The organism is Paenibacillus amylolyticus (assembly GCF_003719335.1).
GTDB classification, from domain to species: Bacteria; Bacillota; Bacilli; order Paenibacillales; family Paenibacillaceae; genus Paenibacillus; species Paenibacillus amylolyticus_D.
Genome location: NZ_RIAS01000027.1, coordinates 1 through 17759, shown reverse-complemented (window position 1 = coordinate 17759; position 17759 = coordinate 1). Strand labels below are relative to the sequence as shown.

At 37.8% G+C, this 17759-nt stretch carries 17 protein-coding genes; 12 read left to right on the top strand and 5 right to left on the bottom strand.

What is annotated here, in order from left to right; all coding sequences use genetic code 11:
* Positions 1-300 precede the first annotated feature (300 nt).
* Positions 301-1365: a hypothetical protein gene (locus tag EC604_RS28200; protein ID WP_123067283.1), complete on the top strand. Its 1065-nt coding sequence runs from the start codon at positions 301-303 to the stop codon at positions 1363-1365.
* A 107-nt stretch (positions 1366-1472) separates the two neighbouring features.
* On the opposite strand, the gene EC604_RS28195 is transcribed toward EC604_RS28200, so the two are convergent.
* The 3 genes from EC604_RS28195 to EC604_RS28185 are packed head-to-tail and all read right to left on the bottom strand — an operon-like array spanning position 1473 to position 2719.
* Entirely contained in the window at positions 1473-2051 is a 579-nt protein-coding gene (locus tag EC604_RS28195; RefSeq protein ID WP_161557076.1) for a TetR/AcrR family transcriptional regulator, read from the bottom strand.
* A 13-nt stretch (positions 2052-2064) separates the two neighbouring features.
* Complete coding sequence (locus EC604_RS28190; RefSeq protein ID WP_123067281.1) at positions 2065-2376, bottom strand: DMT family transporter; 312 nt, start codon at positions 2374-2376, stop codon at positions 2065-2067.
* Position 2377: 1 nt separating this feature from the next.
* Positions 2378-2719 (bottom strand): DMT family transporter, encoded by a 342-nt coding sequence (locus EC604_RS28185; protein ID WP_123067280.1) that lies wholly within the window; start codon positions 2717-2719, stop codon positions 2378-2380.
* Positions 2720-3057: 338 nt separating this feature from the next.
* Between EC604_RS28185 and licT the strand changes: the two genes are divergently transcribed.
* The 8 genes from licT (at position 3058) to EC604_RS28145 (ending at position 13213) form a co-directional block, all read left to right on the top strand.
* Positions 3058-3900 carry a BglG family transcription antiterminator LicT gene (gene licT / locus EC604_RS28180; protein ID WP_123067279.1) on the top strand — a complete coding sequence of 281 codons (843 nt, stop codon included), beginning with the start codon at positions 3058-3060 and terminating at the stop codon, positions 3898-3900.
* Between the two features lie 104 nt (positions 3901-4004).
* Positions 4005-5948, top strand: a complete 1944-nt coding sequence (locus tag EC604_RS28175) for a beta-glucoside-specific PTS transporter subunit IIABC (RefSeq protein WP_123067278.1) — start codon at positions 4005-4007, stop codon at positions 5946-5948.
* 29 nt (positions 5949-5977) lie between these two features.
* Positions 5978-7408, top strand: a complete 1431-nt coding sequence (locus EC604_RS28170) for a 6-phospho-beta-glucosidase (protein WP_123067277.1) — start codon at positions 5978-5980, stop codon at positions 7406-7408.
* A gap of 30 nt (positions 7409-7438) precedes the next feature.
* Positions 7439-8869: a glycoside hydrolase family 1 protein gene (locus tag EC604_RS28165; RefSeq protein WP_123067276.1), complete on the top strand. Its 1431-nt coding sequence runs from the start codon at positions 7439-7441 to the stop codon at positions 8867-8869.
* A gap of 272 nt (positions 8870-9141) precedes the next feature.
* Entirely contained in the window at positions 9142-9720 is a 579-nt protein-coding gene (locus tag EC604_RS28160) for a TetR/AcrR family transcriptional regulator (protein WP_123067275.1), read from the top strand.
* Positions 9721-9819: 99 nt separating this feature from the next.
* Entirely contained in the window at positions 9820-10935 is a 1116-nt protein-coding gene (locus EC604_RS28155; RefSeq protein WP_123067274.1) for an FAD-dependent oxidoreductase, read from the top strand.
* Positions 10936-11133: 198 nt separating this feature from the next.
* Positions 11134-11964 (top strand): MerR family transcriptional regulator, encoded by an 831-nt coding sequence (locus EC604_RS28150; protein WP_123067273.1) that lies wholly within the window; start codon positions 11134-11136, stop codon positions 11962-11964.
* A gap of 67 nt (positions 11965-12031) precedes the next feature.
* Positions 12032-13213 (top strand): MFS transporter, encoded by a 1182-nt coding sequence (locus EC604_RS28145; protein WP_123067272.1) that lies wholly within the window; start codon positions 12032-12034, stop codon positions 13211-13213.
* 36 nt (positions 13214-13249) lie between these two features.
* On the opposite strand, the gene EC604_RS28140 is transcribed toward EC604_RS28145, so the two are convergent.
* Positions 13250-13861 carry an IS3 family transposase gene (locus tag EC604_RS28140; protein WP_240037272.1) on the bottom strand — a complete coding sequence of 204 codons (612 nt, stop codon included), beginning with the start codon at positions 13859-13861 and terminating at the stop codon, positions 13250-13252.
* A gap of 26 nt (positions 13862-13887) precedes the next feature.
* Between EC604_RS28140 and EC604_RS30065 the strand changes: the two genes are divergently transcribed.
* Positions 13888-14055, top strand: coding sequence for a hypothetical protein (locus EC604_RS30065; RefSeq protein WP_161557075.1), 168 nt, complete (start codon positions 13888-13890; stop codon positions 14053-14055).
* 68 nt (positions 14056-14123) lie between these two features.
* Here EC604_RS30065 and EC604_RS28135 read toward each other — a convergent pair whose 3' ends face one another.
* Positions 14124-14522 carry a family 1 glycosylhydrolase gene (locus tag EC604_RS28135; RefSeq protein WP_275670060.1) on the bottom strand — a complete coding sequence of 133 codons (399 nt, stop codon included), beginning with the start codon at positions 14520-14522 and terminating at the stop codon, positions 14124-14126.
* Between the two features lie 359 nt (positions 14523-14881).
* Here EC604_RS28135 and EC604_RS28130 point away from each other — a divergent pair, with 359 nt between their 5' ends.
* Both EC604_RS28130 and EC604_RS28125 read left to right on the top strand, forming a co-directional pair.
* Positions 14882-15745, top strand: coding sequence for a DUF421 domain-containing protein (locus EC604_RS28130; protein ID WP_123067307.1), 864 nt, complete (start codon positions 14882-14884; stop codon positions 15743-15745).
* 195 nt (positions 15746-15940) lie between these two features.
* Entirely contained in the window at positions 15941-17164 is a 1224-nt protein-coding gene (locus EC604_RS28125) for a TraB/GumN family protein (RefSeq protein ID WP_123067269.1), read from the top strand.
* Positions 17165-17759: the final 595 nt, after the last annotated feature.

Below are 17759 nucleotides of genomic sequence, written 5' to 3'. Positions count from 1 at the left end.
AGTATTATGTCGTTTTTGTTGATTAGCATAATTCATTAAATTCTCGACCTTTAATTTGTTTTAACTCAATATTCCCTCCTTATGGTAGACAGTGGAAAAAGAGTCCATGTTACAATGGAATCAAGCACTGGATATAGGAGGGTTTTTTGTGTTTGTGAGAATAGGAATATTCGTCCATCTGGGGTTGAAGTTTTTGTTGTAAAGACTGGACTGTGAGAGAAGTAAACATTTATGAGTGAGATCTAGCTCACCATCTGTGTTCTTTCAGAAACATTTCAAACTTTAAAGTGAGGGAATTTAATGAATAATTCGAAACTAGGGGATCAGTTTTTAAAAAAGAGCGGGATTATGTTATGTATGCTGGTACTGTACTTTCCACTGTGTATAGGAATAACGTGGCTATTGTTCCAAGCCATTAATCAAGTAGATTCTAGTGCTTTTTATAGGTATGCTACTGAGAATAAATTTAGTGAAGACGTCTTTTTTTCACCTGAGATTGATGCTAAAACAAGTATAGGTAATACTATCACAAAGACGTTTAAGATGATAGGAAATGAACTGCCAGATATCACTCAAGCAATATTCCACGAGCTTCTAAAAGAAAAGACTATATTTCTATCGCAGCTTAATGAAAACAAAGCGTATATGGAGTATCTAGCTGACAATAACTTAACCGTAGAAGAGTTAATAGCGTACATGGGGTCGATATCTAATTTAAGCAATGAGATATTAAATGGTAGTTTTTATTTTTCAGCGGTAATAATATTTTTGATTTTGTACATCTTTTTTAGATTTAGAATAGAATTATATTGGTTAGCAGGCATATTGTATGTTTTTTCAATCTTAGATGTTTTCACATCGGGTATCTTCTCAAGTATTTTTTATAAACCTATGGGATTAGCAAGTAAGATGATGGGTCAGGATTACACATTAAATCAATATAATATGTACATAGGATTTTTGCCCAAAATTAAAGAAGCATTTTTAACTTTTATTATATTCGATACTATAGGACAGAATTATAGAGAGGAGTGGAATAGGAGAAGATCAAAGAAACTCACAGAGATTTATTGTTCAATAGGTATTATCTTAAGTATGATGAGGGATTTGAAAACAGCAAACGGCAATGATCGTTTTGTGAAGATAAGTAAATTAAATATTGATTTGCATTATATAATTAAGTTTTCCAAGAGAAATAAAAAGGATCTTGCCTTAAAAGAAGTAAAAGAGCTTACATTAATGTTTTTGCGTAGAATCAAATCAGGTTCAATCTTTGTAGGAGATGTTATCATATTCCTAGAAAGAGTAGAAACCCTGTTAAAGAGTTCAGTGGATCTTAAAAATGATGAGCATAGCCTTAGTTAGAAAAGGAAAGTTAGCATTAAAAGTATAAAAAGCGTAACTGATGGTATCAGTTATGCTTTTTATGTTTTACACAAAATTATACTTAGTTCATATGGATTAATTGAAGATTATTTCTGGATTCCTCTCCAAAATACTTTCCAAGTTTCTTCTAATTTGTTTTCATACTCATCACGAGAAAAGTTTAACATCTGAAAGATCATTCCATCTATGACACACATAAATGAAGCTATAACTGTGTTAGCAGATATAAATCTCTCTGGTTCACTGTCTATAGCTTTTCCGATAATTTTTTTTATTTCCTCTTCAGTCTGTTTGTAGAGTTGAACAAATGTGCCCCTAAATGGATCTGGAGGGAAAAGAAAATATCTATTGATAAAGTGTCCAAGATCATTCTCGTAGACATATTCATTCAATGATCTCATTAGCGTGTATAACTTCTTGTCTACGGAAAAACTCGAAATTTCATCTGATTGATCACGTACAAAATTCAAATAATCATTAGTAACATAGTCACATACAATTCCAAACAATTCTTCTTTACTGGAACAATAGGCGTATAGTGAAGGAGCTTTGATGTCCACTTCAATGGCAATTTCCCTCATAGAGGTTTGTTCATAACCCTTTGTTGCGAATAAATGAAGAGCACTTGTTATTATTTTATTTCTCGTTACTTTACCTTTATTCAAAAAATTCTCCACCTCAGACTAGTTTTAAGCCCACAATACTTACAATTATACCACCAACCATGATTAGCTTGCTCATGTTTCTAGGCTCTTTGAAAACAAACATTCCTAAGAGCACACTTCCTGAAGCACCAATACCAGTCCATATGCCGTAACCGATACTAAGAGGCACTTCTTTTAAAGACACGGATAGAAAGATGAAACTGGAAAGCATAAAAATAATAAAGAGGATGGTTGGCTTCAGTTTTGAGAAGCCCTCTGTGAATTTTAAGCTTATTACTCCTCCCACTTCCATCAAGCCTGCAATCACCAAAAAAAACCAACTCATATTAATTAACTTCCTCTCTTTCAGGCTTATTAGATATAAATTTTAAACCCATAATGCAAGTGATCAATGTAATGACAAAGAAAATTTTGAGTACACTCACTTCATCTCCAAGGAACAGCATTCCAACTGCTGCGGTTCCAAATGCTCCGAACCCTGTGAAAACTGTATAAGCTGTGGATACAGGCAAAACACTTAAGGCTTTGGAGAAGCAAAAAAAACTAAGTGCCATCAGTATTAAGGTTGGTATAACCACGCCTATTTTAGTGAATCCATCCGAATACGACAGACCTAACGCCCAACCGACCTCTAAAAGTCCTCCAATAATAAGATAAAGCCAAGCCATAGTAACTCTCCTTCTATTTATAAAATTTTAAAAATCTAACTAACGTTAGTTAGATTTTTAATCCTAATACAGATTTATGATATATGCAATATGTAAATGACGTATTATTCTGAACAAGGTAGTGACGTATAAAACGTAGATAAAATGAAAAAAATAGTATAAAAAACACTCTTGCTAAAACAAAAGGTCACGATTACAATGGAAGTGTAAGTTAAGGATAGTGATTGTTTAATTACAAGCTAGACCTGCTTGCACATCAAAATTAATTTACGCCATAGTTGCGTTTATTTTTGATGTGCAGACAGGTCTTTTTTATTTGGAAAATAGGGGGGAATGAGATGAATATCCTCAAAATTTTGAACAATAATGTGGCAGTTACTCACGACAAAATGGGTCAAGAAATTATTGTAATGGGCAAAGGGATCGCTTACCAGAAGAAGGTTGGCGATAGTCTGGATCAGCAAAGTATAGATAAAATCTATTCACTTTCTAATAAAGATGCCTTCGTGAAATTCCAGGAACTTCTGTCCGAAATTCCTATCGATTATTTTGAAGTGGCGGACCAAATTATAAACTATGCCAAGTTAACGTTAGGTAAAAAACTCAATGAGAGTATATATATATCGCTCAGTGACCATATTTTTTCGACGATAAGTCGATATAAAGAAGGAATATCGCTTAGAAATGCTTTGCTTTGGGATATTAAACGATTTTATGCAGACGAATTTCAGATTGGTTTGAAGGCGCTTCAATTTATCAAGGAATCTTTCGATATTCAATTTCCTGAAGATGAAGCGGGTTTTCTTGCATTGCATATTGTCAACGCTGAGACTCCCCAAGAAACTCAAGACATCTACAGAGTGACCAAAATCATTCAAGAGATCAGTGATATAGTTAGATATTTTTTTCAAATGGAGTTTGATGAACAATCCGTAGCATTTTTTAGATTTGTCACTCATTTGAAGTTTTTTGCTCAGCGATTAATCAGTGGAAACTTGCATGAGAGTGAGAGTGATACAGATCTATTAGATGTGATCAAAGAGAAACACCCGAATTCTTACCAGTGTGTGGGAAAAATCGAAACTTATATTAAGAATAACTACCAGTATAACTTAACAAACGAAGAGAAATTGTATCTAACGGTTCACATCCAACGTGTTGTGCACAAAACAAATTCATAGCAGTTTTCATTAAAGGAGGTGAGGATTCTTGCAACGCAGGATGGTGACATTAAGTTGGCCAAACCCTTCACTAAGCTTTTTAGCTAAATTTGGAGGAAAATAAAATGAGAAAATATCAACAGTTGGCCGAGGAGATTGTAAAGACAGTGGGGGGGGCTGAAAATGTTCTTGATCTCACTCATTGCATGACCCGGTTGAGATTTCAACTAAGGGACGATTCCTTACCCAACGATGAAGTATTGAAGCAAATGGATGGCATCGTATCCGTCATGCGTTCTGGTGGGCAGTATCAGGTTGTAATCGGCAATCATGTTTCCGAGGTGTATTCGGAAGTTACCCAACTGACTAAAGTGGGCGAAAAACCAACTGCTCCAATAATAGATAAGGAGATCAAAAAGAAGAAACCCTTTGATGCCTTTATTGATGTCGTGTCCAACTTATTTCAGCCGATTTTGGGAATTCTGTGTGCTGCAGGTATGTTAAAAGGATTTAATATTTTGTTTAACGCGATGGGGCTTTATACAGCTGATAGCGGAGCATACATGATCATCAATGCTATGGGAGATGCATTGTTTATGTTTCTTCCTGTGTTTTTAGGATACACATCTGCTAATAAATTTAAAGTACAGCCTTTTACTGGAATTCTCATTGGACTTGCCATGTGTTACCCTGCTATTCAGTTGAATACCTTAGCAGCAACAAAAGAACCACTGTATACATTATTTAGCGGTTCAATTATAAGCTCTCCTGTCTATTTGGATGTGTTTGGTATTCCGTTGATTGGTATGAACTATACATCAACTGTACTTCCAGTCATCATCGTCGTATATTTTGCATCAAAAGTGCAGCGTGTGTTGGACAAGATTATTCCAAGTGTAATCAAATTCTTTATTGTACCGATGCTCACGGTCTTTATTTCTTTAACCTTAGGTTTTTTACTGATAGGTCCTTTGGCAAACTACGGATCAGAGCTTATAGCACAGGGAATATTTGCTGTTCGAGATGCGAGCCCATTAGTAGCTGGATTTCTACTGGCATCCCTATGGCAGATTCTTATGGTATTTGGCCTGCATTGGGGAATTATCCCCGTCTATATTAACAACATCACAAGCTTGGGTTTTGACAACATATTAACTATGGCTTTTGCCACCACGTTTTCTCAAATGGCTATTACTCTTGCCATCATCCTTAAAACAAAGGATAAAAATTTAAAGGCACTCGGCATACCGGCAGCTGTATCCGCTTTATTTGGTATAACAGAGCCTATTGTTTATGGTATTACCTTACCGCGAAAAAAATTGTTTATCATGAGCTGTATTGTTTCAGGTATTGCTGGCGGTTTTTACGGCTTCTATAACTTTAGAGAGTTTACATTTGGAGGACTGGGCATATTTGAATTTATGACCATGTTTGATCCCGATAACCCAGGAATCACGAACCTCATGATTGGTATTATTGGTGTTGTTTTTGCTATGGTAGCTTCGTTTGTACTAACACTTTTCTTGTTCAAAGATGATAAATCTAAGCCAAGCTCTGACAAAACGATAGAAGTGTCATCTATAGCAGAATCCAAACCAGAGTTGAAATCTGAGAAAAAACATACGATGCAAAGTCCTATGAACGGAGAAGTCATTCCTATTAAAGAGGTTCAGGACGAGGCGTTTTCGCAAGAACTTCTGGGCAGAGGAATCGCGATTAAGCCTGTAACCGGGGAACTATTTGCACCTTTTGATGGGAAGATTGTTACATTGTTTCCTACAAAACATGCTTTTGGATTAGTGTCAGATGAAGGAATGGAAGTCCTTATTCATATCGGATTTAATACGGTTCGTCTGAAAGGTAAATATTTCGAGACCTTCGTACAAGAAGGAGACGTTGTTAAACAAGGACAGAAATTGGCTGAATTTAATATTGCGGAAATTGAGAGAGAAGGATATTCGGTTGAAACGCCAATGATCGTTACAAATACAGATAGTTATCTTGAGATTATTGAGACTAAAGGAAAACAAGTAAATGCAGGGGATGTTTTGCTTACAGGTTTGATTTAACAATTTTATCTTAGCAGGAGATGAGAGAAATGGCTTTTAAAGACGGATTTTTGTGGGGTGGAGCAATCTCGGCTAACCAATCTGAAGGAGCTTACAATGTGGACGGAAGAGGCATAGCAAATGTTGATTTATGTCCAACAGGTGATATCCGTGACAGTGTTCTTATGGGTAAAACGAAGATGTTTGATTTTGACGAGAACTATTTTTACCCTGGCAAAGCAGCAATCGACATGTATCACTATTACAAAGAAGACATCGCATTGTTTGCAGAAATGGGATTTAACGTATATCGGTTGTCTATTGCTTGGAGCCGTATATTCCCTAATGGGGATGAGCTGGAGCCAAATGAAGCTGGACTCCAATTTTACGAAGACGTATTTAAAGAGTGTCAAAAGTATAATATTAATCCTCTGGTGACCATTTCCCATTTTGACGTTCCCATGCACCTTGTTAAGGAATATGGTTCTTGGCGTAACCGAAAAATGATTGATTTCTATGAAAGATTATGTAGGGTGATCTTTAAACGTTATAAGGGCTTAGTGAAATACTGGATTACGTTTAATGAAATTAACATGGTTTTGGAAGCTCCATTTTTATCATCCGGATTGTTCATAGAAGAACACGAAGATGCGGAATTAGTGAAATTTACAGCCAGTCATCATGAGTTGGTGGCCAGCGCGTTAGCTACAAAAATTGCCCATGAAGTAGACTCTGAAAATATGGTGGGATGTATGCTAGCTAGCATTGCCCCATATCCCAGAACATGTGATCCAAAAGATGTATGGAAAGCAAAACAGGTTGAAAACCAGAGCTATTTTTTCATTGATGTTCAGGTTAGGGGTGAATACCCGGCATACACCCTTAAAGAACTGGAACGAAAAAATATTGTTCTACCATTCAAAGAAGGTGATCGAGAGTTATTGAAACAACACACCGTTGATTTCATAGGATTCTCGTATTATTCCTCCAGCGTAGTCAGTGCTGATCCGACACTCACGGATACAATAGGAGGAAACCTATTTCCAAGTTTGCCGAACCCGTATTTAAAATCTAGTGATTGGGGTTGGCAAATTGATCCGTTAGGATTACGAATTACAATGAATAATATCTATGACCGTTATCAGAAACCTTTATTCATTGTTGAAAACGGCCTAGGGGCTGTAGATGTTCCTGATGAGAGTGGTTATGTAGAAGACGATTACAGAATTTCATATCTAAGTGAGCATATGCGTGCAATGCGAGATGCTGTAGAGTACGATGGCGTAGACTTGCTTGGCTACACCGTTTGGGGACCAATTGATATTGTAAGTGCAAGTACAGGTGAAATGAAAAAAAGATACGGATTCATCTATGTAGATCGAGATAATCAAGGAAAAGGAACACTGAAGCGTTCGAAGAAAAAATCTTTTGAATGGTACAAAAAAGTGATTAAGTCAAATGGTCAAGATTTAAGTATGTAACACTAATTAATGATGAGAGGATAGATGAATATGGCGTCACCATTTCCGAAGGACTTCCTGTGGGGCGGTGCAGTAGCAGCTAACCAGCTTGAGGGAGCTTATAATGTCGATGGCAAAGGTTTGTCAGTACAGGATGTAACGCCAAATGGGGTTACAACACCAAGAACAGAAGGTCCCACCGAGGATAATCTGAAATTGATTGGTATTGACTTTTATAACCGATATAAAGAGGATGTTAAACTTTTTGCTGAAATGGGCTTTAAAGTGTTCCGCACATCCATTGCCTGGTCTCGTATTTTTCCCAAAGGAGACGAACTGGAGCCAAACCAGAAAGGTCTGCAATTTTATGATAATCTGTTTGACGAATGCCATAAATACGGTATTGAACCGCTCGTGACGATTTCTCACTACGAGACGCCGTTGCATCTGTCCAAAACGTATGATGGATGGGTAAATCGTAAAATGATTGAGTTCTACGAACGTTATGTTACGGTACTATTTCATCGTTATAAAGGTAAAGTCAAGTACTGGCTGACGTTTAATGAGATCAACTCTATTGTGGAAGAACCATTCATGAGTGGTGGTATATATACACCAAAAGAAGAACTTTCCGACCAAGACTTATATCAAGCTGTCCATCATGAACTTGTTGCAAGTGCCCTTGCGGTTAAACTGGGCCATGAGATTATGCCAGATGCGAAGATTGGCTGCATGGTGCTGAGCATGCCAACATATCCGCTCACGCCAAATCCAGACGATGTTGTTGCAGCGATGCAAGCAGAGCAGCAAAATGATCTTTTTGCGGATATTCATGCACGTGGCTATTATCCGAAATACATGAATCGTTATTTCAAAGCCAAAAACATCAATATTAAGTTTGAGGATGGGGATGAGGAAATTCTCAAACATACCGTAGATTTTATCTCATTCAGTTATTATTCAAGTATTTGTAAGAGCGGCGATCCAGAGAAGGGTAAGGAGACTCAAGGGAATCTGTTTGCAGGTATCGAGAACCCATATTTGAAAGCGAGTGAATGGGGTTGGCAGATCGACCCTCAAGGCTTGCGCTTAACTCTCAACAAATATTGGGATCGTTATCAAAAACCATTGTTTATTGTCGAGAATGGTCTAGGTGCGATCGATCAGCTGATTACGGATGAAGACGGTAATAAGACTGTCAAAGATGATTACCGTATTCAATACATGAATGACCACTTGGTACAGGTTGGAGAAGCTCTCGAGGATGGTGTAGAAGTAATGGGATATACATCTTGGGGCTGTATTGATCTCGTAAGTGCGTCTACAGCAGAGATGAAGAAACGTTATGGCTTCATCTATGTAGATCGTAACGATGATGGCTCCGGAACACTGGAGAGGTATAAGAAAAAGTCCTTCTATTGGTACAAAGAAGTGATTAGAACCAATGGTGCAAATCTTATAGGAGTTACCAAGAAATTATAATTCATAGGCAAAACCTTAGGCAGGTAGCATTGTAACCTGTCTTGGTTTTGCTTTTTCCTAGTTGTATGGGCATATATTGTTTTCTAGTCAGTTTCCTACTTGAAGAATGAACACTGAATTCAGCCCTTTTATATAAACAAGCAGCTGCATGGTATTCATATCAAAAGAATTAGATTACAATGAAAGATACACCACAACTCTAAATGGACTTTTGATAATAACTTCGCATTATACTACTATAATAATTGTTAATAAACATAAGGAGTATTACGATGAGCGAACAGAAGAAAAAAATCATAACAGCAGCCAGGAATTTATTTCACACCAAAGGGTTTTCTGAAACTTCAATGAACCAAATTATTGAAGCTTCGGAATCTAGTAAGGGTAATTTATATCATCATTTTAAAAATAAAGAAAATCTCTTTGTTTTCATCCTTGAAGAGGATGCTAATCATTGGCTAGAAGATTGGAAACAGGAAGTTGAAAATACACAGGCTGATTCCGATCATATTTTATATGTTCTTGCAGATTATTTAGCCAAGTCTAGAGGGAACCTTTATTATCATAAAACAACCGCAGAGTTCTACAGTAGTGCATTTAAATCAGATGAGATCACGGAAAAAATCAAGGAAATAGACAAGTTATATCTTGATTTTTTTGTTAATATTATTAAAGAATGTCAGGCAGTAAAACAAATTAATCCAGATGAAGATCCAAAATTGTTAGGATATTTTCTTATGTCCTTGTTATTTATAAGTAATGACTATAAACATTATAGTGATGATGTTAAAGTAAAAGAGAATAATTATAACAAAAAAGCCATAGATATTTTCTTGAAGGGCGTAAATTAACAAAATTATTTCAAAATTAAAAATAAAATTGATGTTTAATTTTTTTTGTATTATGATTAGACCGAACGGTCTGTCTGTAAAAATAAAGGAGGCGAAATAATGAATCACAATCATGTCATTATTATCGGAAGTGGTGTAGCTGGGATAGCCACAGCTTTATTCTTGAGAAAGGCAGGAATTGCAAGCACCATTTATGAAGGTAGAACAGCTGAATTAGAAAAGGGGGCTGGTTTTTTACTTACTCCAAACGGTGTAAATGTCTTAGCTGAGATCGGATGTAAAGACAAAGTTATTGCAAATTCAACAATTATCAAAAGTATTTATCAAATAAATAGTGAAAATGAAGTCGAATCAATAACAAATAATTACAATGAAAAGCACTATAAATCCCCAATGATCAATGTCATGAGATCCAACATTGTTAAAGTCCTCTTGGAGGAAGCTCAGCATCAAGGAATCGAAATAAAGTATGATAAAAAGTTGATTTCAGTAAATCAAAGTTCAAAATCAGTTGAAGCATTTTTTGAAGATGGAACCTCTGTCAAAGGTGATATTGTTGTCGGGGCAGATGGAACTTTTTCTAAAACGAGAGAAGCCGTAGCATCTGACGCTAAATTGGATTATAGCGGTATGTGGGGACTGCAGGGGATATCGTATGTTGATGATTTCGAATGGGATGAATCAAGTGGTTATTTGTACTACGACGAGAATCTGTCCTTTATCTTTGGGCAAGCGCATCCTACAAACAAGATGAATATCTTATGGCAAGCATTCTCAATAGCTCCTGAGAAACTACCAACAAAAGACTTTGAAAAAGCCTCCACACAAACGATCAGAGAGTTATTAAATAAAATGATGAAAGATTGGAAAGTCACGAACAATCTGTTTGAAATTGTTGAGAACACAGAGCAGATTTTCGCAAGAAGTATTCACGAAGTGAAGAATTTACCTACGTGGTCAAAAGGGCGCGTTGTTCTGGTTGGGGATGCTGTGCATACAGCTAATCCTTTTGTAGGTCAAGGAGCTTCATACAGCCTTGAAGATGCCATGGTCTTAGCAAAAAATTTAAGAGACCATGATTACCGGGATGCGTTTTACTATTATGAAAAGGACAGAAGAAAAAGGACAGAAGAATTAAATGCTTTGTTCCTGAACAAACACATGGAGTTCAATATGGATAAGAAGATTAATGAATACAAAATTACATGGGAATAAGTACGTTCTAATATATAAAATCAACCCCTACAGATTGTAACATGCATTAATTTACTCAACATGTTAGCCATCTAATTAATCTGGTAGGTTACAAAAGCACCTATTATACTACCATACTAATAAAAGTCGCTATGATATAGCGGCTTTTATTTTGATAAAAATGAACTAATACTCAAAGATAAAGGGGTTTTGTAATATATGTTACGAAAATATTTAACCATCGGAGAGTTTTCAAAGTTAACGGATCTTCCTAGTCGAACACTCCATTTTTACGATCAGAATGGTGTGTTAAAACCGGTGAAAGTCGATCCGAAAACGAACTACCGATACTATAGTGTAAGTCAAATATTAGACGCTAATTTAATCAAGGCATTTAAATTTTTAGGCGTACCTCTTAATCAAATAGAAGAAGTTCAAACCTATACACCGGAGGAATTACTTCGATTTCTAAACAAACAAGAAGATGTACTTGAGGATAAAATCAGACAAATTAACGAAGTTCAAAAGAACTTGCAAATAATGAAGCAAAATTTCACACAACAATATATAGAGTCTGCAAGTAAAGAGGTATACATCAAAACATTTGAGAAGCAAAATTTACTGAAAATAACCATTAGAGAATCATCTGAAATAGGCGTATGGAGTCAAGTGCTGAATAATATTGTTCAATCCCATGAGCAATTCAATAAGCAAACTATATTTGGAGGCATTCTTCCATTTGAATCCTATCAGTACTATGAAGAAATTAAATATGACAGCATTTTTATACCTGTTATAACTGAGATTGAGGATAAGTATTTACCAAGTAATATAGAGCGGATTACATTAGAAGCCGGTGAATATGCGGTAATTGCATTCGCAATTCATTCAGATGAGTTTATGGAGATGTACAATAAATTGAGAAACTATGTAGAAAAACATAAATTAAACGTTGCTTCTCATATCTATGAGTATTTTTATCCGTTAAATTTCAAAATGAATAATGCATCACGTTTTGATATTGAATTAAAAGTTAAAATTTTAAAATAATCTCCTTGACCTTACATTAACTATAACCTTTAAAGTGTTTGATAGGTACTTTAAAGGAGGAATTGTTTTGGATAGGAATTCAAAATTAGTATTATCCATTTTATTAGGGAGCTTATTTATTGCTTTTATGGGAATTGGATTAGTTATTCCTGTTTTCCCGAAATTAATGGTCGAATTAAACGTTGGTGGAAAGACGGTTGGTTTATTAACAGCCATGTTTGCTTTAACCCAATTAATTGCTTCGCCCCTTACAGGGAAAGCGACAGATTACTTTGGTAGAAAAATAATGATTGTAATCGGTCTATTTATATTCGGTGGATCAGAGCTACTATTCGCCATCGGAGATAATGTCACTGTACTATACATTTCAAGAGCCTTAGGTGGGATTAGTGCGGCATTCATTATGCCAGCGGTATCTGCATTTATTGCTGATATCACTACAGACGAAACAAGGCCCAAAGCATACGGATATATGTCGGCAGCAATCAGTACGGGTTTAATCATTGGACCAGGTGCTGGAGGGTTTTTAGCGGATTTTGGTATTCGGACTCCGTTTTATGTCGCAGGATTGTTGGGGATTTTAGCAGGGATTTTTTCATGGATTATTTTACGTGAGCCTAAAAGACAAGAAACATATGAACCCAAGATGGTGAAAAGTAAGGGGAATTTACAAAAAAATTTAGTGCCAATGTTTTTAATGGCTTTTATTGTTATTTTCATCTCAAATTTCGGATTAATGAGTTTTGAATCCTTTTACGGATTATTTGTCGATGTGAAATTGAATTTTACACCAAAAGATATTGCAATTGCGATTACTGGTGGTGCCATTGTTGGTGCAATTATTCAGATTACTTTGTTTGAACGATTAACACGTTGGTTGGGTGAAATTAAACTTATCCGATATGTGCTATTATTGTCGGCAATTAACGCGGCAGCCTTCCCGTTTTTAAATAGCTATGTCGTCGTACTTATATCAACCATGTTGGCGTTCATCTTCTTTGATCTGGTTCGACCAGCCGTTACCACGTATTTAGCAAGTATAGCTGGACCAGACCAAGGGTTTGTAGGAGGGATGAATTCATTCTTTACCTCCTTAGCCAATGTCATAGCTCCAATTATTTGTGGGATTTTATTTGATATTGAGATTGCATATCCATTTTATTTAGCGGCTATTACAATCGCTTTTGGATTCGTAATAGCGATATTTTGGAAAAAACCATCTAAAGTAACTCTTGGAGTCCAAGTTTAAATTTACCTCTTGGACCTATGTCAAGAAAGTAGACACTTACGCTACGGATTTGTCCGTAAATTTCATCGCAAAACGAGCAGGGGAAAGGTAACCTAGCGCGCCATGCATTCGCTTGCGGTTGTAATAGAACTCAATGTACTGGTAGATGGCGGTATAAGCCTCTTCTGGATTCTTAAATCGAGGGTTACAGTAAATGAGTTCTTTCTTTAAAATGCTGTGCCAGGACTCGATACAAGCGTTATCGTAACAATTTCCTCGGCGGCTCATGCTGGATTGCATGCCATATGCTTTTAGTTGCTCCACGTATTCTTTTGACGTGTACTGCGAGCCACGATCCGAGTGATGGAGCAATCCCGGAGAAGGGCGTTTGGCCTGGTACGCATCTTTCAATGCATCCAGCACCAGGCTCGTTTCCATATGGTTGTACAAGCGCCAGCCTACAATTTCACGCGTACACAAATCCAAAACACTAGCGAGATATAACCGGCCTCCTCGGCAGGGAATGTAGGTGATGTCAGTGACCCATACAGTGTTCGGTGTGGACGTTTGAAATTGCTGGTTCAACGTATTCGGTGCAAGGGGATGATTATGTTTAGAATCCGTCGTCTGGACACGATACCGGGGGCTATGCACGGAACGAAGATTCATTTGACGCATGTATATACTGACCGTACGTGAAGAGATTCTATACACTTCCAGATGAGCGCATACGTAATTTTAGGGCTCCCACACCGCTTCTGGTGGTCGTAGAAATGATACCGGATACGCTTCATGACCTCGGCTCTCCGATGCTGCTGCTTGCTGGTTCGATCCATCCGCCACTTGTAATATCCGCTCCGTGACACTTGCAAGATGCTGCACATCTTCTCCAAAGAAAACTGGGAGCGATGGTTTTCCACAAATTGAAACCTTAGTTCTTTGGTTTGCTGAAGATGTGCACTGCTTTTTTTACAATAGCCAGTTCCTCATCAATGGCACTCCAGGTTGTATAGCCGAGTAGATCAACACCATCTTTAATGGACTCCTTCATCTGTTCATCAATTTTCCAGCCCCAGTCTGACGCTTTGAGGTGTGGATTTTTCAAACCCCAAACCAGATTCCTAGAAGTCTGTTCCAGATGTTCAGGGTCTGAGCTGGAGATGAGTGACATGTAGTAGCTGAAAATTATAAAATCGACTGCACCATTTTTTAGGGTTGCCTTAGCCTCTTTTTCAAAAATCACTTCAATGTTACGTTCGGCAAAGTAGCGCTCCATGTAGCTTGGATAGTAACCACGTGCCTGAACATCCTGAAAAAGAAATTTCGGTATTGGTCATCATGAACCATTTTCATAACATCTTCTGGTTTCGACGTAGAAGGATAAGTAGTAAAGCGAGCAATCATACAGCCTACTTGTGAAATAGGAATCAAATCATGTGCTAACTGAACAGCCAATGCACTCTATAAAGAGGAAGAAAAGAGCGTTATGAGTGACAAAAATTTTAGAGACATCCAAAGAAATTTCATATCATCTTGGACAAGTTAGATAAAAAAGCAGATGGTCTATTAGCTTGCCAAGAAACTGAACATTCCAATGCATACAATCTGACGCGCATGTTAATTATAACCTTTAATAATGAAGTTATGTCATCTGAGGAATATGACTTCATTCGGAAAGGAGCATGCAACGTGCCAGATTGGTTAGAGGTTATTATTAGAACGCTTGCTGCGGTAACCATGCTGTTTCTCATCACCAAAATTTTAGGTAAGCGGCAGATCTCTGAACTTTCCTTGTTTGAATATATAACCGGTATCACTTTGGGGAACCTGGTAGGTTACATCTCTTTGGATACAGACACAAGCTGGTACTTGGGTTTTCTTGCGGTGTTGGTGTGGGTTTCTGTCTCCGCAGGAGCGGAGTATTTAACGATGAAAAGTAAAAAATTCAGGGATATTGTAGACGGAAAATCAACGATTCTTGTTGAAAATGGAGCTGTAATTCAGAAAAATCTGAAGAAGGAACGGCTGACGATTGATGAATTTCTGGAACAGCTTCGTAAAAAGGACGTATTTCGGGTGGCTGATGTGGAATTCGCGGTAATGGAACAGAGCGGAGATATTAGTGTGTTATTAAAAAAGGAATATCAACCGCTCACCGCAGATATGCTTGGGTATCGTCTTTCATCCGAAAAGGAACCGCGAACGATCATTATGGATGGCCACATTTTGCCTGATACTTTAAAGTCTGCTGGAGTGAGTGAGGATTGGGTCAAAAAAGAACTGCGTAAACTAGACCTGACATTAAGCCAAGTTTCAATCGGTCAGGTGGATAGCAAAGGAGAACTGACCGTGCAGACCGGAACGGTGGCTTTGCCCAAACCAGCCAAATCGAATCCAAATGATCAGATTAAAGACCTGGTACAACGATTGCAGGATGATTTAATCATGCGAAAACAACTTGCAGCGAATGACAAAGATCGTCTTAAATATCAGGAGGCGCTAGATCAATTTCAAACGGCAATGCATGCTTATCAAAAAGCGAATCCGTCATGAAAAGGTACATAAAAAATCCTACAGTAGCCCTGGCTTTAGCCAGGGTTCTTTTTATACTTCTTTGTATTCTATGAGTATCTGGAAAATTTTCCGGAACTAGGCTTATCTTTGGACGTATTATAGGAAGTTGCTGGATTTTCTAATCCGCAAGCTCATGGTTTAAAATTTATACGGCGAAGGAGAATACATATTAATATGAAGCAATGGAAACGCGTCCTCTTATCTCTTACCATCTCCGCAGGTTTGCTTGCATCGGCAGTGCCGGCAATGGCTGCTCCGCAAGGCACAGCTGTTAAGGTTGACAATAAAGCTGTTACATACACTGCGGGTGCACCGATTGTTGAAAAAGGAACGACTTTTGTTCCACTCCGTACAACGCTGGATGCACTTGATGCTAAACTGGCGAGTGCAACCGATGACAGTATCACAGCCATCGTCAATGGCAAGACCATAACGCTGAAAAGCAAACTTGTTCGCATCAACGGTGTCACTTACGCGCCGATTCGTATTGTTGGTGATGCTGCAGGATATGAGGTTCGCTGGGATAAGGCTACAAGAACCGTGTTGCTGGTATCCAAAGGCGACGGCACGGTTGAAACCGCTCAAAACGGTGGACGCGGCTTTATGTGGGAAGTACAGAACAACGGGAATACCGTGTATCTGGTAGGGTCGATGCATGTGGCAGACAAAAGTTTTTATCCGCTGCGTCCAGAGTTTGAAGAAGCGTTTGCTGAAGCGGACTATCTTGGTGTTGAAATAGATCTCAGCAAAGCGGCAGACGAAGAACAACAAAAGCTCGTGTTGAGCTTGGGTTCATACCAAGACGGCACAACCCTGAAGGATCATATTTCGAGCGAGACGTACAGCAAGCTTGGGGATATTTTGAAGAAAAAGGGGTTAGAGCCTAACGCGCTGGACGCGTTTAAGCCTTGGGTGGTGGAAAGTACACTGGGAAGTCTGAAGATGTCATCAGCTGGACTGGAAGCGGCCTCCGGTGTAGATTTGTATTTTATACAAAAAGCGATTGAGCGTAAAATCCCCGTCATTGAACTTGAATCCTATCGGTCTCAGCTAGGGATGTTCGAAAACTTTTCAAAAGAATTACAGGAAAAAACACTGCGTTCCACAATCGATAACTTCGATGTACTGGACAACTCGGTGAATCAGATGGCTGAGATGTGGAAAACAGGTAATGACGAGCAACTACTGGAGTTGACAAACACCTTCTCCGATGATGAAGAGTACAACAAAGCGATGTTGGTGGACCGCAATATTGGTATGGCCGACAAGATCGACGGTTATCTGAAAAACGGCAAAGGCGAAGAGTACTTTATCGTGGTTGGAGCAGCACACTATCTAGGGGATCACGGGATCGTGAAGTTGCTTGAGGATAAGGGATATAAGGTAGAGCGCAAGTAAGCTGAGTATAGGTAAGGTATCTAATGGTTTACTCTTATAATAACCCTTAGTTGTTTCTATAAAAGGAATGTAAATGGGCCCTTTCAGACGTTTGGTCTGAGAGGGCTTCTTTCTATTAATAATTGTCTTTATTATCTAATGATAAATAGGAACAATTACAGAGGTTGTAGAGTGAGGGCGCTGATAGACTGTACTACTCTTTGTGGGAATAATTCATTGGGTAAGAGTGAATCATTCAATTTAATAAATAATGCTTTACAAGTGGTAGTTATACATGGTATATTCTTATTCCGGCCAAGAAAACACAGTTTACACGGTGCGGCAAGCAATTGAAAATAAGCTTCGAAAGAAACTTAGAAAAAGAGCTTGCAAAGTTGGTTCGGACATGATATGATATAAGAGTTGCTGAAACGAACCGGTTTCGGTAGCGAGAAAAGTTTGATCTTTGAAAACTGAACAACGAGTGAGTAACGATCTTGCTTGCAAGATCGACGCTGGAAAAATTGGTACACGTCTTCGGACTGTATGATTTTGAAAGCACAATGAGATTTTTAATCTCGTCAGATTCAAAATGAGCTTATCGCTCTTTTCAATA